At 41.7% G+C, this 21304-nt stretch carries 33 protein-coding genes and 1 pseudogene; 33 read left to right on the top strand and 1 reads right to left on the bottom strand.

Going from position 1 to position 21304, the window contains the following annotated elements; translation table 11 throughout:
* Nucleotide 1: 1 nt before the first annotated feature.
* The 32 genes from rplP to rpsI all read left to right on the top strand — a co-directional run bounded on the left by rplP (nt 2) and on the right by rpsI (nt 18627).
* Nucleotides 2-436, top strand: a complete 435-nt coding sequence (gene rplP, locus DCC39_RS03505; protein ID WP_116553502.1) for a 50S ribosomal protein L16 — start codon at nt 2-4, stop codon at nt 434-436.
* A complete protein-coding gene (gene rpmC / locus DCC39_RS03500) occupies nt 426-629 on the top strand; it encodes a 50S ribosomal protein L29 (RefSeq protein ID WP_116553501.1) in 204 nt (67 codons plus the stop codon). Before rplP ends, rpmC begins: the two co-directional genes overlap by 11 nt.
* 21 nt (nt 630-650) lie before the next feature.
* Nucleotides 651-914 carry a 30S ribosomal protein S17 gene (gene rpsQ / locus DCC39_RS03495; RefSeq protein ID WP_116553500.1) on the top strand — a complete coding sequence of 88 codons (264 nt, stop codon included), beginning with the start codon at nt 651-653 and terminating at the stop codon, nt 912-914.
* 32 nt (nt 915-946) lie between these two features.
* Nucleotides 947-1315 carry a 50S ribosomal protein L14 gene (gene rplN, locus DCC39_RS03490; RefSeq protein ID WP_116553499.1) on the top strand — a complete coding sequence of 123 codons (369 nt, stop codon included), beginning with the start codon at nt 947-949 and terminating at the stop codon, nt 1313-1315.
* 50 nt (nt 1316-1365) lie between these two features.
* Nucleotides 1366-1740: a 50S ribosomal protein L24 gene (gene rplX, locus DCC39_RS03485; protein ID WP_116553498.1), complete on the top strand. Its 375-nt coding sequence runs from the start codon at nt 1366-1368 to the stop codon at nt 1738-1740.
* A 27-nt stretch (nt 1741-1767) separates the two neighbouring features.
* The gene (gene rplE, locus DCC39_RS03480; RefSeq protein WP_116553497.1) at nt 1768-2307 is read left to right on the top strand and encodes a 50S ribosomal protein L5; all 540 of its coding nucleotides are present in this window, start codon (nt 1768-1770) and stop codon (nt 2305-2307) included.
* Nucleotides 2308-2330: 23 nt separating this feature from the next.
* Nucleotides 2331-2516: a type Z 30S ribosomal protein S14 gene (locus DCC39_RS03475; protein ID WP_116553496.1), complete on the top strand. Its 186-nt coding sequence runs from the start codon at nt 2331-2333 to the stop codon at nt 2514-2516.
* Nucleotides 2517-2546: 30 nt separating this feature from the next.
* On the top strand, nt 2547-2945 hold the full coding sequence (gene rpsH / locus DCC39_RS03470) for a 30S ribosomal protein S8 (RefSeq protein ID WP_116553495.1): 399 nt from the start codon (nt 2547-2549) through the stop codon (nt 2943-2945).
* 28 nt (nt 2946-2973) lie between these two features.
* Entirely contained in the window at nt 2974-3510 is a 537-nt protein-coding gene (gene rplF / locus DCC39_RS03465) for a 50S ribosomal protein L6 (protein WP_116553494.1), read from the top strand.
* Between the two features lie 28 nt (nt 3511-3538).
* Entirely contained in the window at nt 3539-3901 is a 363-nt protein-coding gene (gene rplR / locus DCC39_RS03460; protein ID WP_116553493.1) for a 50S ribosomal protein L18, read from the top strand.
* Between the two features lie 20 nt (nt 3902-3921).
* Nucleotides 3922-4422: a 30S ribosomal protein S5 gene (rpsE, locus tag DCC39_RS03455; RefSeq protein ID WP_116553492.1), complete on the top strand. Its 501-nt coding sequence runs from the start codon at nt 3922-3924 to the stop codon at nt 4420-4422.
* A gap of 13 nt (nt 4423-4435) precedes the next feature.
* Nucleotides 4436-4624, top strand: coding sequence for a 50S ribosomal protein L30 (rpmD, locus tag DCC39_RS03450; protein ID WP_116553491.1), 189 nt, complete (start codon nt 4436-4438; stop codon nt 4622-4624).
* Nucleotides 4625-4663: 39 nt separating this feature from the next.
* The gene (gene rplO / locus DCC39_RS03445; protein WP_116553490.1) at nt 4664-5104 is read left to right on the top strand and encodes a 50S ribosomal protein L15; all 441 of its coding nucleotides are present in this window, start codon (nt 4664-4666) and stop codon (nt 5102-5104) included.
* On the top strand, nt 5104-6390 hold the full coding sequence (gene secY / locus DCC39_RS03440; RefSeq protein ID WP_116553489.1) for a preprotein translocase subunit SecY: 1287 nt from the start codon (nt 5104-5106) through the stop codon (nt 6388-6390). The genes rplO and secY overlap by 1 nt, the downstream gene beginning before the upstream one ends.
* A gap of 27 nt (nt 6391-6417) precedes the next feature.
* Nucleotides 6418-7071 (top strand): adenylate kinase, encoded by a 654-nt coding sequence (locus DCC39_RS03435; protein ID WP_116553488.1) that lies wholly within the window; start codon nt 6418-6420, stop codon nt 7069-7071.
* Complete coding sequence (gene map, locus DCC39_RS03430) at nt 7068-7814, top strand: type I methionyl aminopeptidase (protein ID WP_116553487.1); 747 nt, start codon at nt 7068-7070, stop codon at nt 7812-7814. Before DCC39_RS03435 ends, map begins: the two co-directional genes overlap by 4 nt.
* A gap of 15 nt (nt 7815-7829) precedes the next feature.
* Nucleotides 7830-8150: a KOW domain-containing RNA-binding protein gene (locus DCC39_RS03425; RefSeq protein ID WP_116553486.1), complete on the top strand. Its 321-nt coding sequence runs from the start codon at nt 7830-7832 to the stop codon at nt 8148-8150.
* Complete coding sequence (gene infA, locus DCC39_RS03420; RefSeq protein WP_116553485.1) at nt 8143-8361, top strand: translation initiation factor IF-1; 219 nt, start codon at nt 8143-8145, stop codon at nt 8359-8361. Before DCC39_RS03425 ends, infA begins: the two co-directional genes overlap by 8 nt.
* 61 nt (nt 8362-8422) lie before the next feature.
* Nucleotides 8423-8536 (top strand): 50S ribosomal protein L36, encoded by a 114-nt coding sequence (gene rpmJ / locus DCC39_RS03415; RefSeq protein WP_116553484.1) that lies wholly within the window; start codon nt 8423-8425, stop codon nt 8534-8536.
* Between the two features lie 19 nt (nt 8537-8555).
* The gene (gene rpsM / locus DCC39_RS03410) at nt 8556-8921 is read left to right on the top strand and encodes a 30S ribosomal protein S13 (protein ID WP_116553483.1); all 366 of its coding nucleotides are present in this window, start codon (nt 8556-8558) and stop codon (nt 8919-8921) included.
* A gap of 16 nt (nt 8922-8937) precedes the next feature.
* Entirely contained in the window at nt 8938-9333 is a 396-nt protein-coding gene (gene rpsK, locus DCC39_RS03405) for a 30S ribosomal protein S11 (protein WP_116553482.1), read from the top strand.
* A gap of 337 nt (nt 9334-9670) precedes the next feature.
* Nucleotides 9671-10615: a DNA-directed RNA polymerase subunit alpha gene (locus tag DCC39_RS03400; protein ID WP_116553481.1), complete on the top strand. Its 945-nt coding sequence runs from the start codon at nt 9671-9673 to the stop codon at nt 10613-10615.
* A 111-nt stretch (nt 10616-10726) separates the two neighbouring features.
* Entirely contained in the window at nt 10727-11092 is a 366-nt protein-coding gene (rplQ, locus tag DCC39_RS03395) for a 50S ribosomal protein L17 (protein WP_116553480.1), read from the top strand.
* Nucleotides 11093-11229: 137 nt separating this feature from the next.
* Nucleotides 11230-12072, top strand: a complete 843-nt coding sequence (locus DCC39_RS03390) for an energy-coupling factor ABC transporter ATP-binding protein (RefSeq protein ID WP_116553479.1) — start codon at nt 11230-11232, stop codon at nt 12070-12072.
* Nucleotides 12048-12917 carry an energy-coupling factor ABC transporter ATP-binding protein gene (locus tag DCC39_RS03385; protein WP_116553478.1) on the top strand — a complete coding sequence of 290 codons (870 nt, stop codon included), beginning with the start codon at nt 12048-12050 and terminating at the stop codon, nt 12915-12917. Before DCC39_RS03390 ends, DCC39_RS03385 begins: the two co-directional genes overlap by 25 nt.
* Nucleotides 12914-13717: an energy-coupling factor transporter transmembrane component T family protein gene (locus DCC39_RS03380; protein ID WP_116553477.1), complete on the top strand. Its 804-nt coding sequence runs from the start codon at nt 12914-12916 to the stop codon at nt 13715-13717. The genes DCC39_RS03385 and DCC39_RS03380 overlap by 4 nt, the downstream gene beginning before the upstream one ends.
* Before the next feature lie 222 nt (nt 13718-13939).
* Complete coding sequence (locus tag DCC39_RS03375) at nt 13940-15076, top strand: DUF418 domain-containing protein (protein WP_116553476.1); 1137 nt, start codon at nt 13940-13942, stop codon at nt 15074-15076.
* Nucleotides 15077-15116: 40 nt separating this feature from the next.
* Nucleotides 15117-16241: a sensor histidine kinase gene (locus DCC39_RS03370; protein WP_338066531.1), complete on the top strand. Its 1125-nt coding sequence runs from the start codon at nt 15117-15119 to the stop codon at nt 16239-16241.
* The gene (locus DCC39_RS03365; protein WP_116553475.1) at nt 16238-16843 is read left to right on the top strand and encodes a response regulator transcription factor; all 606 of its coding nucleotides are present in this window, start codon (nt 16238-16240) and stop codon (nt 16841-16843) included. The genes DCC39_RS03370 and DCC39_RS03365 overlap by 4 nt, the downstream gene beginning before the upstream one ends.
* A gap of 35 nt (nt 16844-16878) precedes the next feature.
* A complete protein-coding gene (gene truA / locus DCC39_RS03360) occupies nt 16879-17616 on the top strand; it encodes a tRNA pseudouridine(38-40) synthase TruA (RefSeq protein ID WP_116553474.1) in 738 nt (245 codons plus the stop codon).
* A gap of 161 nt (nt 17617-17777) precedes the next feature.
* On the top strand, nt 17778-18215 hold the full coding sequence (gene rplM, locus DCC39_RS03355; protein ID WP_116553473.1) for a 50S ribosomal protein L13: 438 nt from the start codon (nt 17778-17780) through the stop codon (nt 18213-18215).
* Between the two features lie 19 nt (nt 18216-18234).
* Nucleotides 18235-18627: a 30S ribosomal protein S9 gene (gene rpsI / locus DCC39_RS03350; protein ID WP_116553472.1), complete on the top strand. Its 393-nt coding sequence runs from the start codon at nt 18235-18237 to the stop codon at nt 18625-18627.
* Between the two features lie 101 nt (nt 18628-18728).
* Here rpsI and DCC39_RS03345 read toward each other — a convergent pair.
* Nucleotides 18729-18857 (bottom strand): annotated as a pseudogene (locus DCC39_RS03345) (tyrosine-type recombinase/integrase); the annotation flags it as partial.
* Between the two features lie 538 nt (nt 18858-19395).
* Here DCC39_RS03345 and DCC39_RS03340 point away from each other — a divergent pair.
* Nucleotides 19396-20901, top strand: coding sequence for an S-layer homology domain-containing protein (locus tag DCC39_RS03340; protein WP_116553471.1), 1506 nt, complete (start codon nt 19396-19398; stop codon nt 20899-20901).
* Nucleotides 20902-21304 lie beyond the last annotated feature (403 nt).

Raw genomic sequence — 21304 nt, 5'->3', positions numbered from 1 at the left:
TATGTTAATGCCAAAACGTGTAAAACACCGTAAAGAGCATCGCGGAAAAATGAAAGGCAATGCAAAAGGTGGGACAGAAATAAGTTTTGGAGAATACGGATTGCAGGCAACAGAATCAGCCTGGATTACAAACCGCCAAATTGAAGCAGCAAGGATTGCCATGACACGTTACATGAAACGTGGCGGTAAAGTATGGATCAAAATTTTCCCATCAAAACCATACACAGCGAAGCCTTTAGAAGTTCGGATGGGTTCAGGTAAAGGTGCGCCGGAAGGCTGGGTAGCGGTTGTAAAGCCAGGGAAAATCATGTTTGAAATTGCAGGTGTTTCCGAAGAAGTCGCTCGTGAAGCATTGCGTCTAGCCTCTCATAAACTTCCGATCAAAACGAAATTTGTAAAACGAGAAGAAATGGGTGGTGACTCAAATGAAAACTAAAGAAATTCGTGAATTGACGACTGCTGAAATTGAACAGCAAATTAAAACGTTGAAAGAAGAATTGTTTAACTTGCGTTTTCAACTAGCAACTGGTCAATTAGAGAATCCAGCCCGCATTCGTGACGTTCGCAAATCCATTGCGCGGACAAAAACCGTTTTACGTGAAAGAGAACTTGGCATCAATAACGGATAATCGTGAGAGGAGGTCAAAACAATGAGTGAACGCAATAACCGAAAAACCTACACTGGGCGCGTAACATCTGACAAAATGGATAAAACGATCACTGTTATCGTTGAAACGTACAAGAAAGATAAGCTTTACGGGAAACGCGTCAAGTATTCAAAAAAATATAAAGTCCATGACGAAAACAATAGTGCAAAAATCGGTGACGTAGTAAGAATCGCAGAAACTCGTCCCCTTTCGAAAGACAAACGTTTTCGTCTCGTAGAAATTGTTGAAGAATCAATCATCGTATAACAAGAAGCAAAGTCCGGAAGGAGGTTTATCAAGTGATTCAACAAGAAACTCGTCTAAAAGTCGCAGATAACTCCGGTGCACGTGAAGTGTTATGTATAAAAGTGCTCGGCGGTTCTGGGCGTAAAACTGCCAATATTGGAGATGTTATTGTCTGTACGGTAAAACAAGCAACACCCGGAGGCGTTGTCAAAAAAGGCGATGTTGTTCGGGCAGTCGTCGTTCGTTCAAAAAGCGGTGTGCGCAGAAACGATGGTTCATACATCCGCTTTGATGAAAATGCTGCAGTCATTATTCGTGATGACAAAAGCCCTCGCGGAACGCGTATCTTTGGTCCGGTTGCCCGTGAACTTCGCGACCATCAATATATGAAAATTATTTCATTGGCTCCAGAAGTACTTTAATCAATCGAACGAGGATGTAATGTTGCAATCTAAGGAGGTGCACGATCGCTATGCACGTAAAAAAAGGAGATAAAGTTCAAGTCATCTCAGGCAAAGATAAAGGAAAGCAAGGGGTTATCCTTGCGGCTTATCCTAAAAAGGAACGTGTCATCGTAGAAGGCGTTAATGTTGTGAAAAAACATTCCAAACCTTCACAAATGAACCCGCAAGGCGGCATTGTTGAAATGGAAGCGCCGATTCACGTTTCAAACGTCATGCCGCTCGATCCGAAATCAAATGAACCGACACGCGTAGGATACAAAAAAGTAGCAGGCTACAAAAAAGTCAACGGTGAGAAAGTACAGGTTGTAAAAAATGTACGCATCGCAAAAAAATCTGGCGAATTTCTTGATACGTTTGAGAATTTCACTATTGAAGATAAATAACTTACAGCCGGAGGGAGGTTACACGGCATGAATCGCTTTAAAGAAAAATACAAAGAAGAAATCACACCATCTTTAATGAGCAAGTTCAATTATTCTTCCATCATGGAAGTGCCTAAAATTGAAAAAATCGTCATTAACATGGGCGTAGGAGATGCGGTCCAAAACCCGAAAGTTCTAGACAGCGCAGTTGAAGAATTAGCAGCAATTGCAGGACAAAAACCGTTAATTACGAAAGCTAAAAAATCAATTGCCGGCTTCAAGCTACGTGAAGGAATGCCAATCGGAGTGAAAGTAACACTGCGCGGAGAACGCATGTATGACTTTTTAGACAAATTAATTACGGTATCACTTCCACGTGTGCGCGATTTCCGCGGCGTTTCCAAAAAAGCATTCGACGGAAGAGGCAACTATACACTTGGCATTAAAGAACAATTGATTTTTCCGGAAATTGATTATGATAAAGTGAACAAAGTTCGTGGCATGGACATTGTGATTGTAACAACTGCAAAAACGGACGAAGAAGCTCGGGAATTACTTTTACAATTTGGTATGCCGTTTCAAAAATAACGAATAGTTAAGGAGGTTACAGCGTGGCAAAAAAATCAATGATCGCTAAACAAAGGCGCCCACAAAAATATCAAGTGCGCGAATACACCCGCTGTGAACGCTGCGGACGTCCTCATTCAGTCATTCGCAAGTTCAAACTGTGCCGTATTTGTTTCCGTGAACTCGCATATAAAGGTCAAATTCCTGGCGTAAAAAAAGCCAGTTGGTAATCCCGTTTCGGGGAAGGAGGTAAATAGGAAATGGTCATGACAGATCCAGTTGCAGATATGCTTACCAGAATTCGCAACGCGAATACTGTACGTCTTGATAAATTAGAAGTTCCAGCTTCAAAAATGAAAAAAGAAATTGCTGAAATTTTGAAGCGAGAAGGGTTTATTCGTGACGTTGAATATATCGAAGATAATAAGCAAGGTATCATTCGGATCTTTTTGAAATACGGAAAAGATAACGAACGCGTCATCACTGGGCTAAAACGCATCAGCAAGCCAGGTTTGCGTGTTTATGCAAAAGCGAACGAAGTGCCTCGTGTACTTGGCGGATTAGGAATTGCAATTGTTTCAACTTCAAAAGGCGTTTTAACAGATAGAGAAGCACGCGGCCAGCAAATCGGCGGCGAAGTATTAGCATACGTTTGGTAAAAAAGAGTCAACGAATGGAGGTGTACGTATGTCTCGTATAGGATTAAAGCCGATTGAAATCCCAAACGGAGTAACAGTTACAAAAAACGGCAGCACCGTCACAGTGAAAGGCCCGAAAGGGGAATTAACACGGACATTCAATGCCGATATGATTATCGATATCCAAGAGAAAGAAATCACTGTCTCTCGTCCAAGCGATCAAAAAGATCACCGTTCACTGCATGGTACGACGCGCAGCTTGATTAATAATATGGTTCAAGGTGTAACGAACGGATTTGAACGCAACCTTGAATTAGTCGGTGTCGGATACAGAGCGAGCAAGCAGGGCCAGAAGCTTGTTTTAAACGTTGGTTATTCACACCCGGTTGAATTTGTTCCTGAAAAAGACATCGAAATCGATGTGCCTTCGAACACAAAAGTTATCGTAAAAGGCATCGACAAAGAGCGTGTCGGTGAATTGGCAGCAAATATTCGCGCAGTTAGGCCGCCTGAACCATACAAAGGCAAAGGCATTCGCTATGAAGGCGAGTATGTACGCCGTAAGGAAGGCAAAACTGGTAAGTAATCTTTGAAACAGAAAGGAGTGGCTCTCAGTGATTACAAAGATCGATCGAAATAAAAACAGAAAAAAACGCCATCTTCGTGTTCGTCGGAATCTTAAAGGGACTGCAGAATGCCCTCGCCTCAATGTGTTTCGTTCAACGAAACATATGTATGCTCAATTAATTGATGACGAAAAAGGCGTAACACTCGCTTCAGCTTCCACGCTCGATAAAGAAATCGACGTCCAAAATGGCGGAAATATTGAAGCGGCACAAAAAGTAGGCGAACTCATCGCAAAGCGCGCAACAGAAAAAGGTTTCACAAACGTCGTATTTGATCGCGGCGGCAACATCTATCATGGACGTGTAAAAGCTTTGGCAGATGCAGCTAGAGAAGCCGGCTTGCAATTTTAATCGAAAAAGGAGGGAATAGAATGGCTGCTATTGATGCTAGCAAACTCGAACTCGAAGAACGTGTAGTAACGGTAAACCGTGTAGCAAAAGTAGTGAAAGGTGGACGCCGTTTTCGTTTTGCTGCGATTGTTGTCGTGGGAGATAAAAATGGCCATGTCGGTTTTGGAACTGGAAAAGCACAAGAAGTTCCAGAAGCGATCCGTAAAGCGGTCGAGGATGCGAAGAAAAACTTAATTTCCGTGCCACGTGTAAACACAACGATTCCTCATGAAGTGATCGGCCGTTTCGGCGCAGGCAAAGTTCTCTTAAAGCCAGCTTCAGAAGGTACTGGAGTTATCGCTGGAGGCCCTGTTCGTGCCGTGCTTGAACTTGGCGGGATCGGAGACATTCTTTCAAAATCACACGGCTCAAGCAACCCGATCAACATGGTGCGTGCAACGATTGAAGGAATCAAAAACTTAAAGCGCGCAGAAGATGTTGCTAAATTGCGCGGCAAGTCTGTAGAAGAATTGTTAGGATAAGGAGGGAAATCCGATGGCTAAGCAATTAGAAATCACCCTCACTCGTAGTCCGATTGGACGCCCTAAGGATCAACGCGTGACGGTTACAACTCTTGGGCTTAAGAAACTCAATCATACCGTCGTTCACAATGACAACCCAGCGATTCGCGGCATGGTTGCAAAAGTCTCTCATCTTGTGACAGTAAAAGAAATCGAAGCGTAAATTGACAGATTCAGCAGATAGGAATAAGGAGGTGCCAAGATGAAACTTCATGAATTAAAGCCATCAGAAGGTTCACGTCACTCAAGAAAGCGTGTTGGACGCGGAATCGGATCAGGAAACGGAAAAACAGCCGGCAAAGGCCATAAAGGACAAAATGCCCGTTCTGGCGGAGGTGTGCGCCCTGGTTTTGAAGGTGGGCAAATGCCGCTATTCCAGCGTCTGCCTAAGCGTGGTTTTACAAACATTAACCGTAAAGAATATGCAGTCGTTAATCTCGAGAAACTAAACCGTTTTGATGAGGGAACGGAAGTTACGCCAGAATTGCTGCTTGAAACTCGCGTCATCAGCAAGCTGAAAGACGGTGTCAAAATTTTAGGTAATGGAGCTCTCGAGAAAAAGCTTACGGTAAAAGCCCATAAGTTTTCTTCATCTGCTAAAGAAGCAATCGAAACAGCAGGCGGAAACGTCGAGGTGATTTAATGTTCGGGACAATTTCCAACATGTTCCGGGTCAGTGATTTAAGGAATAAAATCCTATTTACGCTCCTTATGCTTATTGTATTTCGAATTGGAGCCTTCATTCCTGTCCCAGGAGTGAATAAAGATGTGCTCCAATTTGGCGGAGATGCCGGCTTGTTCGGTGTTCTCAACACATTTGGCGGAGGCGCATTACAGAGGTTTTCTATCTTTGCAATGGGAGTTATGCCCTATATCACTGCCTCTATTATTGTTCAGTTGTTACAAATGGATGTTGTTCCGAAATTTGCAGAATGGGCGAAACAAGGTGAAGTTGGCAGGCGTAAGCTTGCTCAATTTACCCGGTACGGAACGATTGTTCTAGGATTCATTCAGGCGTTGGCATTGTCGTTCGGGTTTAACAACTTGTTCCCCGGGTTAGTGCCAAACCCAAGCGTGTCCACTTACTTGTTAATCGCACTAGTTCTTACCGCTGGAACAGCATTTTTAATGTGGCTGGGTGAACAAATTACGGCAAAGGGAATTGGGAACGGAATTTCGATCATTATCTTTGCTGGGATTGTTGCTGCAATACCGACAAGCATCCAACAAATTTATTTGCAGCAATTTCAAAACCCAGATCAATTATTTTTAAGCATCGTGAAGGCCATTGGCTTGATCATCGCTATTTTGCTTATCGTTGTTGCGATTATTTTTGTTCAACAAGGATTGCGCAAAATCCCAATCCAATATGCAAAACGGGCAGTAGGACGCCAAACTGTTGGCGGGCAATCGACACATCTGCCAATCAAAGTGAACGCAGCGGGTGTTATCCCTGTTATTTTTGCAGTTGCCATATTCTATACACCGCGTACGGTTGCCGGGTTTTTCGGCGACAGCAAGATTGCGAATTGGCTTGTGCAGACAGTTGATTATACACACCCAATTGGCGGGACGATTTATGCACTGTTGATCATTGGTTTTACTTATTTCTATACGTTTGTTCAAGTGAATCCGGAGCAAATGGCGGATAATCTTAAAAAGCAAGGCGGCTATATTCCAGGGATACGCCCCGGAAAAAACACACAAACATACATTACGCGTATTTTGTACCGTCTTACGTTTGTTGGATCTCTTTTTCTTGCGATTGTCGCGATCATCCCCGTATTTTTTACGACGTTGGCAAATCTTCCTCCGAGCGTACAAATTGGAGGAACGAGCATACTTATCGTCGTTGGTGTTGCTCTCGATACAATGAAGCAAATAGAAAGCCAACTCATTAAACGCCATTATAAAGGATTCATAAAATAAAAGAATGCTTTATTATGGAGGGATAAGATGGATCTCGTATTAATGGGTCTGCCTGGTGCAGGCAAGGGTACTCAAGCAGAAATGATTGTAGAGAAGTATGGCATCCCTCACATTTCAACCGGAGATATGTTCCGTGCAGCAATGAAAGAAGGGACCCCACTTGGAAAGCAAGCGAAAGCTTATATGGATGCAGGCGACTTAGTCCCAGACGAAGTAACAAACGGGATTGTTCGCGAACGTTTATCAAAACAAGATTGCGAGAACGGGTTCCTGCTTGACGGATTTCCAAGAACGGTACCGCAAGCTGAGGCGCTTGATGCGATGTTGGAAGAGATGAACCGTGGGATTGACTATGTGCTTCACATTGACGTTGACCGTGAAAAACTAATGGAGCGCCTAACTGGCAGAAGAATATGCCGCAACTGCGGCGCGACATACCATATGATCTTTAACCCGCCGGCCCGTCCGGGAGTCTGCGACAAATGCAGCGGCGAACTTTACCAACGTGAAGATGATAACGAAGCAACAGTGGGCAATCGCTTGGAAGTAAACATCGCACAACAAGAGCCGCTGCTTACCTATTATAAGAATAAAGATATTTTGAAAACAATTGACGGCAACAGAAAAATCGAAGAAGTCTTTCGAAATGTTGATGAACTTATCGGGAGCCTTTCTGAATGATCATTTCCAAAACACCGCGTGAAATTGCGATTATGCGTGAAGCTGGAAAAATTGTTGCACTGACGCACCAAGAATTACAGAAGCATATTCATGCTGGCGTCACGACGAAACAGCTTGACGAAGTGGCAGATAAATTCATACGGTCTTTAGGTGCAATCCCTTCTTTTAAAGGCTATAATGGATTTACTGGAAGCATTTGTACGTCAGTAAATGAAGAGTTAGTGCACGGCATCCCAGGAAAACGCGTTTTGCTTGAAGGGGATATCATTAGCATCGACATTGGTGCTTACTATAACGGATACCATGGTGATTCTGCTTGGACCTATCCGGTAGGAGAAATCAGTGCTGATAGTATGCGTTTATTGGAAGTGACGGAAGAATCTCTCTATCGGGGTTTAAAAGAAGCAAAGCCTGGCGAACGTCTTTCAAATATCTCTCATGCAATTCAAACGTATGCTGAAGCTGAGGGATTTTCAATTGTTCGTGAGTACGTTGGCCACGGAATAGGGCAAGATTTGCATGAAGATCCGCAAATTCCCCACTATGGCCCGCCGGGAAAGGGACCGCGATTAAAGCCGGGAATGGTCCTTGCCATCGAGCCAATGGTTAATGCTGGTTCGCGTAATGTGAAGACCCTTGCGGACAATTGGACAGTCGTAACAACAGATGGTAAAAGATGCGCCCATTTTGAGCACACAGTGGCTATTACAGATGATGGGCATGAGATTTTAACAAAAGCCTAAGTGAAGGTGATGTTTGTGAGCGAATCGGAATCGATTCCCCAGATAGGGCAAGTTGTCCGGGTGTTGCGTGGGAGAGAAGCCGATAGTTACTGTGTTGTTATCGAACAATTGAATGAACGCTATGTTCGAATTGCGGACGGAGAAAAACGAAAGTACGATCGAGCCAAAAAGAAAAACATTAACCATCTCGAGCTCGTTGATTACGTATCTCCGGAAGTCAGAGAAAGCATTGAAACAACGGGTCGCGTTACAAATGGGAAGCTGCGCTTCGCACTTTCTAAATTTCTAAATGACCAAGTCCTTGATCTGAAGAAGGGAGAGCAAATCGATGGCTAAAGAAGATGTTATCGAAATGGAAGGCACCGTAATTGAGCCTTTGCCAAACGCCATGTTTCGAGTCGAGCTTGAAAATGGCCATAAAATCTTAGCCCACGTATCTGGCAAAATTCGCATGCACTACATTCGAATTCTGCCTGGGGATAAAGTGACCGTTGAATTATCTCCATACGATTTAACGCGTGGCCGGATTACGTATCGTTTTAAATAAACATATTTAATTTAAAATGTTCCATTTAAATTAACTCCGAATCTACAAGGAGGGTTAAACAATGAAAGTTAGACCATCGGTGAAACCGATCTGTGAAAAATGTAAAATCATCCGCCGTAAAGGCCACGTGATGGTGATTTGTGAAAATCCAAAGCATAAGCAAAGACAAGGATAACCAATAAGGAGGTGCAAATATGGCACGTATTGCTGGTGTTGACATCCCTCGTGAGAAGCGAGTCGTTATATCGTTAACATATATTTACGGAATTGGTGTTCAAAGAGCAAAAGAAATTCTTGCAAAAGCGAACGTTTCTGAAGATACAAGAGTTCGCGATCTTACTGACGATGAACTGAACCGCATCCGTGATGTCGTTGACACATACAAAATTGAAGGTGACCTTCGCCGTGAAGTTTCACTAAACATCAAACGTCTTATTGAAATCGGTTCATACCGTGGAATCCGCCACCGACGCGGTTTGCCTGTTCGTGGCCAAAATACGAAAAACAACTCCCGTACTAGAAAAGGGCCTCGCCGTACGGTAGCAAATAAGAAAAAGTAAAGGAGGTAATGATTAAATGGCAGCTCAACGCAAAACGAATACTCGTAAACGCCGTGTGAAAAAGAATATCGAAAGTGGAGTCGCACACATTAAATCGACATTCAACAACACAATTGTCACAATTACTGATACGCACGGAAACGCCGTTTCATGGGCAAGTGCAGGAAACCTTGGCTTCAAAGGTTCTCGTAAATCTACCCCATTTGCAGCTCAAATGGCAGCAGAAACCGCAGGGAAAACTGCAATGGAAAACGGCATGAAAACAATCGAAGTTTCTGTAAAAGGGCCTGGCTCAGGCCGTGAAGCAGCAATTCGTGCTTTGCAAGCAGTAGGCCTTGAAGTAACAGCGATTCGCGATGTGACTCCTGTGCCCCACAATGGATGCCGCCCGCCAAAACGTCGTCGCGTATAAGCGGTGTTCAAAAAGGTGGGCAAAAAGAACTCGATTTCAACTACAACTAGGCCACGTCCTGTAGCCAGTGTTGAAATGTCGCCATCGGGAAGCAAAGGCTGAACTTATACTGGACGTATTGAGGCTAAACTACGTCCTGTGAGCCTCCTGACTTTTTGAACTACCTTTAAAGCACACGCTTTAATTAGGTATGGATTGTATAGTTTTTTGAAGTATGTCTATACTGAATATGTATAAAATCCTTAAAATAGGGCATTTGCTCGGGAACCGCCTAAAGGAGGAATTTCGGTCATTAAGCAAAGAACCGAAGTCGACGTTTTGAAGGAGGGTTTATTGGATGATAGAGATTGAAAAGCCGAAAATTGAAACGGTTGAAATGAATGAAGAAGAAGGATATGGGAAATTCGTTGTCGAGCCGCTCGAACGAGGGTATGGAACAACGTTGGGGAATTCTTTACGCAGAATCTTACTATCTTCCCTCCCAGGCGCCGCAGTTACGACAGTCCAGATTGATCGTGTGCTTCATGAATTCTCGACAATTCAAGGCGTTGTAGAAGACGTAACAACGATCATTCTGAACTTAAAAAAGCTTGCTTTGAAAATTTACTCCGAAGATGAAAAGTCAATGGAGATCGATGTTCAAGGTGAAGGCGTCGTAACGGCAGCAGATATTCTTCATGATAGCGATGTCGAAATTCTGAATCCTGACCTTCCGATTGCAACACTTGGTGAAGATGGAGCACTTCGAATGAAACTTACCGCCAAACGTGGAAGAGGCTATGTACCTGCTGAAGGGAACAAGTCTGAAGAATTGGCGATTGGCGTCATTCCGATTGACTCCATTTATACACCGGTTTCACGTGTAAACTATCAAGTTGAAAATACAAGAGTCGGACAAGTAACCAACTACGATAAGCTAACCCTCGAAGTTTGGACGAACAAAAGCATCGGGCCTGAAGAAGCTGTCTCGCTTGGGGCAAAAATTTTAACCGAGCATTTAAATATTTTTGTTGGCTTGACCGACCAGGCGCAGCAAGCTGAAATCATGGTTGAGAAGGAAGAGGATCAAAAAGAAAAAGTGCTTGAAATGACAATTGAAGAGCTCGATCTTTCCGTAAGATCCTACAATTGTCTAAAACGGGCTGGAATCAATACCGTCCAAGAACTTACTCAAAAAACGGAAGAAGACATGATGAAAGTCCGAAATCTTGGACGCAAATCACTCGAAGAGGTTCAAGAGAAACTTTCAGAGCTTGGATTAGCCTTACGTTCGGAAGAGTGATCCGAATGATAGATAACGTTCTAACAAGAGGGCAAAAAAACCAGCGGGACGCCTCCGGTTTTTTTGAACATCCTCATCTGTGAAAAACAGCGTAAAGGAGGGACATCTAAGATGGCTTATAAAAAACTTGGTCGCAACTCAGCTCAACGTAAAGCGATGTTTCGTGATCTAGTCACAGACTTAATCATAAACGAGCGAATCGAAACGACAGAAGCAAAAGCGAAAGAACTTCGCCCATTCGTCGAAAAAATGATCACACTTGGCAAGCGCGGCGATTTGCATGCCAGACGCCAAGCTGCAGCTTTCGTTCGCAAAGAAGCCGCAGATACGGAAGAAACAGAGCAAGATGCACTGCAAAAATTATTTAATGATATTGCTGGACGCTATGAGGAACGTCAAGGCGGCTATACGAGAATTCGTAAAATCGGTCCTCGCCGCGGTGACAACGCTCCAATGGTCATCATTGAATTCGTTTAACTTCTTAAAATTGAACAATAGAAAAAGGTGGGACAGGATCACATTACGGCTAAACAGTATTGATTCTGTGCCCTTTTTTTTAGACTTGACGTAAGACAAGCTTGTGCTGCATCTTGCAAAAAGCGGGGAGGAAGAATGTGAAGGAACTTATTAACGTGAAAGATGTTTTTTTTCGCTATAATGAAGAAAGCAGCGATGCTGTAAAAGGTGTCAGCTTTTCCGTTCACGAAGGGGAGTGGCTTGCGATCGTTGGACATAACGGTTCAGGAAAATCAACGCTCGCGAAACTTTTAAACGCTCTTTTGCTTCCGTATAAAGGCGAGATAATAATTGATGGCTATAGCAGCCTTGATGAAGACAACAAATGGGAGATCCGCAGGCGCGTCGGTGTTGTGTTCCAAAATCCGGATAACCAATTTGTTGGAACATCCGTTCTTGATGATGTGGCGTTTGGCCTTGAGAATAACGGGTTCCCAAGGGATGAGATGCTTGTACGCATACAAGACAGCATAGAAAAAGTGAACATGTCATCATTCCTTGAACATGAACCCTATCGGCTGTCAGGCGGCCAGAAACAAAGAGTTGCGATCGCGGGTGTCATTGCGTTACGGCCGCGAATTATTATTCTTGATGAAGCAACGTCCATGCTTGACCCAAGAGGGCGAAAAGAAGTCATTGAAGTTGTAAAAGAATTAAATAAGACGGAGAAGATTACCGTTATTTCCATTACACATGACCTTGAAGAGGCAATCTTGGCAGACCGGATGATCGCCATGAATCAGGGAGAAGCCGTCTTAGAAGGCAAACCCGTGGACATTTTTGAGAAATACGGAGAACAGTTAAAGTCATACAGCCTTGACCTCCCCTTTTCGATCCAATTAAAGAAAAAACTTGCCGAAAAAGGATTTAATCTAAGCGGCAACTACCTTACTCACGAAGAATTGGTGGATGAATTATGGAGATTAAAGTTACAGACCTAGAACACCGTTATATGCCAGGCTCCCCTTTTGAAAGATTAGCGCTCACTGATGTCAATCTAACAATTCCAAGCGGAAAATTTATCGCCGTCATTGGCCATACTGGTTCGGGTAAATCGACATTGATCCAGCATTTAAACGGACTGTTAAAGCCGACGAAAGGCGAAATTACAATTGGTGACCGGACAATCCGCGCAAATGAAAAAGTGAAACATTTAAAGCCGCTGCGCAAAAAGGTCGGCATCGTCTTCCAATACCCAGAGCATCAGCTTTTTGAAGAAACCGTTGAAAAGGACATTTGCTTTGGGCCGATGAATTTCGGAATGAGCGAAGAAGCAGCAAAGCAAAAAGCAAAAGAACTGCTGCCGCTCGTCGGATTAAATGAATCTGCGCTTCATAAGTCGCCTTTCGACTTAAGCGGCGGGCAAATGCGCCGGGCAGCGATTGCAGGGGTTCTTGCGATGGAACCGGAAGTTTTAATTTTGGACGAGCCAACGGCAGGACTTGACCCAAGGGGACGGACGGAAATAATGAAAATGTTTTACAACTTGCATAAAGAAAAACAGCTAACAACCATTTTAGTGACACACAGCATGGAGGATGCCGCAATCTATTCCGACGAAATTATCGTCATGGATGGCGGAAAAGTGTTCATGAAGGGAACGCCGGAAGAAATTTTCTCCAAACCAGACGAAATCCGCAGCGTAGGGCTTGACGTACCTGAAACCATCGAATTTTTGATAAAACTTGAAGAGAAATTTAACGTCAAACTTTCACGCAATGCGTATACGATTGATGCGCTTGCTAATGAAATTGCCGCATTGCTTTCAAAGGAGGTTATCAAATAATGCCTCCCATTATTATCGGCCAATATGTGCCAGTAAATTCAATCATTCATCGCTTAGATCCCCGTGCCAAGTTAATTTCTGTTTTTTTATTCGTCCTTATTATCTTTCTAGCAAATAACTTTATCAGCTACGCTGTCGTTAGCATTTTTATCGCGTTGGCCGTCATCTTAAGCCGTGTGCCTCTTTCATTTATTTTCCGGGGGCTCAAGCCGATTTTCTTCATCGTCATTCTTACTTTTCTTCTGCATCTTTTTTTAACAAAAGAGGGAGAAATCGTTTATCAAATCGGGGTCTTTTCCATCTATAAGGAAGGGATCGTACAGGGCGTCTATATTTCGCTTCGCCTGCTTTTTCTCGTTGTTTTTACATCGCTTTTAACCTTGACAACAACGCCGATTGAAATTACTGATGGACTGGAATCATTGTTGCATCCGTTCAAACGCTTTAAGCTTCCGGTCCATGAATTCGCACTCATGATGTCGATTTCATTGCGTTTCATTCCAACCCTTCTGGAAGAAACAGAAAAAATTATGAAAGCCCAGTCGGCAAGGGGCGTTGAATTTACGAGCGGGCCGATGAAACAGCGGTTGAAAGCAATTGTTCCGTTGCTTATTCCTCTTTTCGTAAGTTCCTTTAAACGTGCAGAAGACTTGGCGATAGCCATGGAAGCGCGAGGATATAAAGGGGGAGAAGGGAGAACGAAGCTTAGGCTGTTAACGTGGGGATTGCGCGATAACATGCTGCTTCTCATGATGGCGCTTCTAACCGCCGTGCTTATATGGCTACGCTTTTTCTACTAATGAGCTTACTTACCACAGTCTTTGATTTGTGGTATTTTTTTGTTTAAAAAAGGCAAATTTCCTCTTTCGTTCATTTAAACAAATACGGCCTCGGGAAGGTAGACACAATAGCGTTTTTTTGATGACACGTGTCATAAAACATTCCTGATAAGTGTGAATACCGCTGCTTTCCTTTCGCATCTAAAATAAAAGTATCTTATGAAGAAAGGGAATGACAGGCATATGTCAGGAAAAAGAATTCGCTTACTTGATATATTAAGAGGGTTTGCTGTCCTTGGTACACTCGGAACAAACATTTGGATTTTTGCTCACTTAGGGGATGTGTCATATATTTTTACATTTGATCATTATGCTTGGTGGGCATCCTTTCAAGATTTTGTAAGAATTTTTGTGTTATTTTTAGTGAATGGAAAAATGCTCGGTTTGTTGACGATTATGTTTGGAGTAGGGCTTGAGCTAAAATATCAGCAGTCATTAAGGAATGGCACAGCTTGGCCTGGCGTGTATATTTGGACTTCATTTATCTTATTGATGGAGGGCTTCATCCATTTTACACTAGTCATGGAATACGATATTTTAATGAGTTATGGCGTTACGGCAATGATTGTCGCATGGATTGTAAAAGGCGGGGATCGGGCAATTTCGAGGGCGATGAAGATCATTGGCGGTTTTCACGGAGCAATCATGCTATTTCTATTAATTGTCGGAGTCTATTTAGGGTTTTCATCTGCGAATCTATCATTAGGCGGTATGAGCGACATCGTTTCGTTATATAAAGATGGAAGCTGGTTTGAGCAGATACAATATCGTTTCGTGAATTTTGTTTTGCTTAGAATCGAGGTCATATTTGTGATCCCGATGAATATTTTTCTTTTCTTATTAGGTGTACGGCTGATGAGATCAGGTTTCTTTGCGCCAGATGAACATGGGAAGAAGAAACGGCAGAAATTATTTAAACTCGGTTTGTATGTAGGAGTGCCATTGAATTTACTAACTTTTGTTCCCGGCGGAGTTTTCGATTTGCCTATTCGTTATTTATTCGCTCCTATTTTATCTTTAGGATATTTGGCATTCATTTCGAAAATCGTTGAAAAAACGCCACAGTTTTGGTTGTGGAATAAACTCGAAAAGGTTGGGAGAATGTCATTGAGCTGTTATGTGATGCAAAATCTCATTTCTACCGTCCTCTTTTATGGATGGGGATTTGGATTAGGAAACAAAGTTGACTCAGTGACCATTGTCCTTATATGGCTCCTTATCACGTCCTTTCAAATTGGCTTTGCTTCCTTTTGGTTACAAAAATTTAAACTGGGCCCCATGGAGACAGTGCGGAAACATACATCAAGTTTTATGAACTGAAAAGCCATAAAATCCCCGGAAGAGAGGAGAGGTGTTGCGCATGATTTTTAAAAAGATATACCCTCTTGATCAAGTCGAAAAATATCTTCTTATTGACGTAATCGCGATTGTTTTCTTAATCTATAACGTTATGAAAACAGAAAGCAGCCTCGGTCTTTCGGGAAAGCTTTTACTAGTCGTATTGTTAATAATGTCTCACTACGTTTGTTTATGGTATAAAGATTGGCGTCTGCTTGTTGCCTGTTTATCTGGGTTTGGCACTCTTGTGATTTTAGGAGTTTTCCTTCAACAGTGGCTGTTTTTATACGGGTTTATTTTTGCTGATCTTTTAGGAAGGGCGAATCGAAAGGTTTATATCGGTGTTGGGATGTTTGGGATTGTCATGATGTATAGTTTATTTAGTTGGCTTACTAATGGACATCCCCTCCTTTTCGCAAAAACGGCGTTACTTCCTTTCATGATTGTCCAACTATTTATTCCAATTGTCGTGTATACAAAGGAAAAGGCAAAAGCTCTCCAAGGAAAGCTAGATACAGCAAATGCTCGGCTAGCACGTTATATACAAGAAGAGGAAAGGCACCGTATTGCCAGAGATCTTCATGATATACTTGGGCAAACATTAACAATGATTAAGCTAAAAAGCGAACTGACGATAAAATTAGTGGAGAAGGATTCAAAACAAGCGAAGCAAGAGCTGAAAGATATTCTAAACACTTCTCGTTTCGCGCTAAAACAAGTAAGAGAACTAGTGGCAGATATGAAATTCGTTTCGCTGGAGAAGGAAATCGAGGAATCAAAAAAGATTTTACAAACAGCTGGAATCGAATTAACGATGGTCGAGAAAGGTAAGCTTCCTTTATTATCAAGTGTTACGGAAACGATGCTGGCGCTTTCTTTGCGAGAAACGATTACAAATATTATAAAACATAGCCAAGCAAAGCATTGTACCATCACGAAATATTACCAAGATAACGTGTATTGCCTTCAAATAATTGATGATGGAAACGGTGATCTAAAAGCAGGAAAAGGAAATGGCATCCGGTCGATACAAGAACGGATGGAAAAGCTGCAAGGTACTGCTGAAATGAATGCTTCTTTGCATAAAGGTGTTTCGGTCACATTAAAGGTTCCAGTTCGTACAAATGAAGGAGAGAATGCCATATGATAAGAGTTATCATTGCAGAAGATCAGAAAATGCTTCGTGGTGCACTCACTTCTTTATTAAAATTGGAAGATGATATTGAAGTCGTAGCGGAAGTGTCAGATGGGCAAGCAGCATGGGAGGCGATTCAGAAATATAAACCAGACGTCTGTTTGCTCGATATTGAGATCCCATCTTTAACTGGGCTTGAATTAGCGGATAAGCTTAGAGATACTGGAAACACAGCGAAAATTATCATCGTAACAACATTCGCCCGTCCAGGCTATTTACAGAAGGCGATGGATGCGAAAGTAGAAGGCTATTTGTTAAAAGATGAACCGATTGATGATTTAATCGAAGCCATTCGGAAAGTAATGAATGGAGAGCGTGTCATCAGTACAGACTTAGCCGCGACTCTTTTTTTAAAACAAGAAAACCCTTTAACCGATCGTGAAATTGAAGTATTAAGAATGGCCAAGGAAGGAATGGCGACCCGTGACATCGGGAAAGCATTATTCCTAACAAATGGAACCGTTAGAAACTATTTATCCTCCGCCATTCAAAAGCTTGAAGTCGAATCAAGGCAGCAAGCCATTGAAAAAGCGCGTGAAAAAGGGTGGATTTAATCGTTGTCATGAATAACAGGTAGGGAGTGATGACAATGCCAAGAATCAAAGCGGTGCTTGCTTACGACGGAACAGCCTTTGCCGGCTATCAAGTTCAGCCAAATGCCCGGACCGTCCAAGGGGAAATCGAAGCCGCATTGAAGAAAATGCACAAAGAAACAGCGATCCGAATTTATGCTTCGGGCAGGACAGATGCAGGCGTACATGCCGCTGGACAAGTGATCCATTTTGATACAACACTCAACATCAAAGAACAAAATTGGCTGAAAGCTTTTCAAGCATTGCTTCCAGACGACATTGTCGTACATCACATTGAATACGTTCAGGACGATTTTCACGCACGCTTTCACGCAAAGAAAAAAGAATACCGTTACCGCTTGTTCACAAAGCCGTTCCCAGATGTCTTCCGCCGCAACTATACACTTCATGTGCCATACACTCTCGACATCAATGCAATGAAAGAAGCAATGGCATTCATTGTTGGAACGCACGACTTTACTTCTTTTTGCGCGTCAAAAACAAATGTAGAAGAAAAAACAAGGACGATTTTCGAAGCAGACATTTTAGAAGAGGATGGCGAACTCATTTTTCGCTTCGTTGGTAACGGCTTTCTATACAATATGGTGAGGATTCTTGTTGGCACATTGCTGGAAATCGGAAAGAAGGAACGCAGCCCTCTGGACATGGCAGAAATCCTTGAAGCAAAATCTCGGGAAAAAGCAGGAGCTACAGCACCAGCACACGGGTTAGTCCTCTGGTCTGTACATTACTAAAAAGTATAGACACCCGCTTGACAATGTATTTTTTGTGTTATAATATATTCTTTGGTATTTCTATCTCCACTAGCCCCGGAAATAGAGAAAACTAACGTCTTTGAATGTAAAATAATTGATAAATGGATTCGAAATAGAAGAATTGATGAGGAGGTTGCCCCATGAGTACAACTTATATGGCAAAAGCCAGTGAAGTTGAACGTAAATGGTTTGTCGTAGACGCCGCTGGACAAACACTTGGCCGTTTGGCAAGTGAGGTTGCTACGATCTTGCGTGGTAAACATAAACCAACATTTACACCACATGTCGATACAGGCGACAATGTGATTATTATCAATGCTGAAAAAATTGAACTGACAGGAAAAAAATTAACAGATAAAATTTATTATCACCACACAGGACACCCCGGAGGCATTAAACAAAGAACAGCTCTTGAAATGCGTACGAAGCGTCCTGAAAAAATGCTTGAACTTGCAATAAAAGGAATGCTTCCAAAAAACAAACTTGGACGTCAAATGTTTAAGAAGCTTCACGTATACAGCGGAAACGAACACCCACATCAAGCACAACAACCTGAAGTATACGAATTACGCGGATAAAGAAAAGGAGGAAATCATTTTGGCTCAAGTACAATATTACGGCACAGGACGCCGTAAGAAGTCTGTTGCACGAGTACGCCTCGTTCCAGGCAACGGACGCATCGTCGTAAACGGAAATGAATTAGACGAATATTTCGGTCTTGAAACGTTAAAGCTTATCGTTAAGCAGCCGCTTGTTGCGACTGAAACAGAAGGAACGTATGACGTTCTTGTAAGCGTCAATGGAGGCGGCTATACAGGACAGGCTGGCGCAATCCGCCACGGAATCGCACGCGCGCTACTCCAAGCCGATCCAGAATATCGTGCAACATTGAAATCAGCGGGTTACCTAACTCGTGACGCCCGCATGAAAGAACGTAAGAAATACGGCCTTAAAGGCGCTCGTCGTGCACCGCAGTTCTCAAAACGTTAATATCTTTGTCCTATCAACGTTTACAGCCTCTTTCCGAAAGAATCGGGAAGGGGTTTTTAAATGCCGAGAATTGGACTGACTACTCCTTGACTCCCCCTTTGTTAAAAGTCGAGAAAATGTCTGCTGCATTTTCTTAAGACATCCGAAACGTGCGTATAGATATTCATCGTCGTTTGGATATTTTTATGTCCTAATCGTGCCTGGACAGCTTTTATAGATACTCCAGCTTCACTATAGATGAAGTTAATTTTTATGTTGAATTAGATGATAAGGTTTATCTTCAAAAATAAAGAAGAATTAGTTTGCGAATACTCTGTTTATCTTCAGGAAAGAGTAGATTTGCAAGTGAATTCATAAGAAAACGCTTTTTAACAAAAGTATTTTAGTAATTGATTATTTGAAGAGACTTCATGAAGAAATAGAATATGTAAATAATTCAATATACATTCCCATCAATCAAGACTTTAATTTTAATATTTATAAAGCTTTAAAAAATGATATAGGGGTTAGCTCGGTTCATTTAGTCAGCTAGTAAAAATGGCTATTGCCCGAGAAGCCCCACTTCAAAAATCCGTTAGGATTTAAGTGGCGTGTAGTCACATATGTGTTGCACTATTGCATGTTGTAGTTGAATTTTAAAATGTTGATAGGTAAAGTAAAGTTAATAGATAAGAAGAAAGGAGTGGGTCATTCGAATCAAAGTGAGCGGCTGTTTATTAGGACTAATCTGAATTTCTAAAAAAATTATATTATTGGGGGTTTTTAACAATGAAATTCAAAAAAACAATTCTATCTTTGATGGCGGCAGGAATGATGATTTCACCAACATTGGCAGGTGCGAAAGAAAACGGGAAAAACATTAGTTTCTCTGACTTGCCTAAAACGGAAAGTCACTATAAGGAAGTAATGTACTTTGCGAATAAAGGCACAATCACAGGATATGGAAATGGTATTTTCAAACCTTATCAAGATATTTCCAGACAACATGTGGCAGTAATTCTTGCTAGGGAACTGAATTTACCTGTTCCTAAGGATATTAAAAAGGTTTTATCAATTTATAGCGATGTTAGTACGAAACATGACTATGCCAAAGAAATTGCAGCTGTAACTCAAGCTGGGATTTACAAAGGGAACAATGGTAAGTTCAACCCTAATACAAATATTACTCGTGAACAATTAGCAACGGTTTTCAATCGTGGTTTCGATTTGGCCCAACGTGATGCCAAAAAAGTGAAAATTAATCTAAAAAACGTAGATCCTTCACATAAGGATAGTGTACAAGTCTTTGCTAACCTTGGTTTAACTGTCAAATTGAATGATTTTGAACCAAGAAACAACCTTAAACGAGCGCAATTCGCTTCATTTTTATATAGAACGTTAGAAGTTTTAGGTGAATTTGATAATGAGGGAAATACCGGAGGCACTGGTAACGATGGAGGTGGAGATAAAGGCACTGACGATAAAGGTACAGACGATAAAGATAAAGGCACGGACATTGATCGAGTTTATTTCCCATCAATGTATTTAGACTTATCGTTAGTTGAAGGAGATACACAAAAAGTTGATTTATTAGCAGATCTAAAAAACAATGGCGGAACGCACATTATAAATGACAAAGCCACATTTAATATGTCGAACAGTTCAGTCGCCGCATATAAAGATGGAGTTATCACTGCAAAGAAAGCAGGGGAAACAACACTTACCGCAACTTATCAAGGGCAAAAGGCAGAAATCAGAATTAGAGTGTTAGATAAACAGGGCATGAAACTTAATTGGTATGGGTTTAAACAACATATGTATGTAGGTGATTCACAAAGCTTTACTCTTTCAATACGAGATTTAAATGACAATAAGGTTAGGCCAATAGAAGATGGTGAGTTAAATTCAGTAACATTTGAAATTGCAGACCCTTCTATTATTTCAATCGCTAACGGAAAAATTACAGCTCTTAAAGAAGGACAAACAAAGGTTACTGTGAAGTATCAGGGGGTTGAAACATCAGAAGTTATTCAAGTTAGGAATGACTTGGAGGAATTGAAGGGATTTCGAATAGAGGCAGCATTGAATTATGAACTCTTCAAAAATAGCCCGACTAAACATTTGGTATTAGATGCTTGGATAGACGCTGGTATAGGCATGACTGAGAATGAAATTGAGCAAGCGTTAGAAGAAGCCTACAATTCAGATAAACCTGTTGTACGGGAAAATGCGGCTTTTTACTATGAAAAAGAGAAAGGTATTATGCAGGTTCGTTATTTAAGACAAGAAAAATAAAATATAAACAATGATAAACAAAAAGGAGTTGTGAAAGTTCAACTCCTTATTTTTATTGCAAAAGCAGCTGGAAAGAGGTGAAGTTAAGAGATAAGAAGAAAGGAGTGGTTCATTAGAATCAATTTAAAGAGTGGCTGTTTATTGGGACAAATCGATAATGATGCAATGTATGGGCCGAAAAATATCATAAATGATATTGCTTTTGACTGTTTCATAATAATCTTGGTAATTTGCTATCTGTATGTTAATCTATTAATACAGATGGTTTTTGGATTTAACAAGATTCATAGCGCTGTTGCTGGCAGTTGTTTTGGTAAATTTTTCATAATGTATTAAATAAAAGCGTAATCATGCTATCATAAAAGATGTGGATCGTATGTTTGAGAAATAATGAACGCCCAAA

Source organism: Pueribacillus theae, from assembly GCF_003097615.1.
Lineage (GTDB): Bacteria > Bacillota > Bacilli > Bacillales > UBA6769 > Pueribacillus > Pueribacillus theae.
Note: the sequence above shows the minus strand (reverse complement) of the source record. Positions and strands in the feature narration are given on the sequence as shown.

Excerpts from the sequence above, each read along its gene's own strand:
- rplP (WP_116553502.1), top strand. The coding sequence starts at position 2 with ATGTTAATGCCAAAACGTGTAAAACACCGTAAAGAGCATCGCGGAAAA.
- rpmC (WP_116553501.1), top strand. The coding sequence starts at position 426 with ATGAAAACTAAAGAAATTCGTGAATTGACGACTGCTGAAATTGAACAG.
- rpsQ (WP_116553500.1), top strand. The coding sequence starts at position 651 with ATGAGTGAACGCAATAACCGAAAAACCTACACTGGGCGCGTAACATCT.
- rplX (WP_116553498.1), top strand. The coding sequence starts at position 1,366 with ATGCACGTAAAAAAAGGAGATAAAGTTCAAGTCATCTCAGGCAAAGAT.
- rplE (WP_116553497.1), top strand. The coding sequence starts at position 1,768 with ATGAATCGCTTTAAAGAAAAATACAAAGAAGAAATCACACCATCTTTA.
- rpsH (WP_116553495.1), top strand. The coding sequence starts at position 2,547 with ATGGTCATGACAGATCCAGTTGCAGATATGCTTACCAGAATTCGCAAC.
- rplF (WP_116553494.1), top strand. The coding sequence starts at position 2,974 with ATGTCTCGTATAGGATTAAAGCCGATTGAAATCCCAAACGGAGTAACA.
- rpsE (WP_116553492.1), top strand. The coding sequence starts at position 3,922 with ATGGCTGCTATTGATGCTAGCAAACTCGAACTCGAAGAACGTGTAGTA.
- rpmD (WP_116553491.1), top strand. The coding sequence starts at position 4,436 with ATGGCTAAGCAATTAGAAATCACCCTCACTCGTAGTCCGATTGGACGC.
- rplO (WP_116553490.1), top strand. The coding sequence starts at position 4,664 with ATGAAACTTCATGAATTAAAGCCATCAGAAGGTTCACGTCACTCAAGA.
- secY (WP_116553489.1), top strand. The coding sequence starts at position 5,104 with ATGTTCGGGACAATTTCCAACATGTTCCGGGTCAGTGATTTAAGGAAT.
- DCC39_RS03435 (WP_116553488.1), top strand. The coding sequence starts at position 6,418 with ATGGATCTCGTATTAATGGGTCTGCCTGGTGCAGGCAAGGGTACTCAA.
- map (WP_116553487.1), top strand. The coding sequence starts at position 7,068 with ATGATCATTTCCAAAACACCGCGTGAAATTGCGATTATGCGTGAAGCT.
- infA (WP_116553485.1), top strand. The coding sequence starts at position 8,143 with ATGGCTAAAGAAGATGTTATCGAAATGGAAGGCACCGTAATTGAGCCT.
- rpmJ (WP_116553484.1), top strand. The coding sequence starts at position 8,423 with ATGAAAGTTAGACCATCGGTGAAACCGATCTGTGAAAAATGTAAAATC.
- rpsM (WP_116553483.1), top strand. The coding sequence starts at position 8,556 with ATGGCACGTATTGCTGGTGTTGACATCCCTCGTGAGAAGCGAGTCGTT.
- rpsK (WP_116553482.1), top strand. The coding sequence starts at position 8,938 with ATGGCAGCTCAACGCAAAACGAATACTCGTAAACGCCGTGTGAAAAAG.
- DCC39_RS03400 (WP_116553481.1), top strand. The coding sequence starts at position 9,671 with ATGATAGAGATTGAAAAGCCGAAAATTGAAACGGTTGAAATGAATGAA.
- rplQ (WP_116553480.1), top strand. The coding sequence starts at position 10,727 with ATGGCTTATAAAAAACTTGGTCGCAACTCAGCTCAACGTAAAGCGATG.
- DCC39_RS03385 (WP_116553478.1), top strand. The coding sequence starts at position 12,048 with ATGGAGATTAAAGTTACAGACCTAGAACACCGTTATATGCCAGGCTCC.
- DCC39_RS03375 (WP_116553476.1), top strand. The coding sequence starts at position 13,940 with ATGTCAGGAAAAAGAATTCGCTTACTTGATATATTAAGAGGGTTTGCT.
- DCC39_RS03370 (WP_338066531.1), top strand. The coding sequence starts at position 15,117 with ATGATTTTTAAAAAGATATACCCTCTTGATCAAGTCGAAAAATATCTT.
- DCC39_RS03365 (WP_116553475.1), top strand. The coding sequence starts at position 16,238 with ATGATAAGAGTTATCATTGCAGAAGATCAGAAAATGCTTCGTGGTGCA.
- truA (WP_116553474.1), top strand. The coding sequence starts at position 16,879 with ATGCCAAGAATCAAAGCGGTGCTTGCTTACGACGGAACAGCCTTTGCC.
- rplM (WP_116553473.1), top strand. The coding sequence starts at position 17,778 with ATGAGTACAACTTATATGGCAAAAGCCAGTGAAGTTGAACGTAAATGG.
- DCC39_RS03340 (WP_116553471.1), top strand. The coding sequence starts at position 19,396 with ATGAAATTCAAAAAAACAATTCTATCTTTGATGGCGGCAGGAATGATG.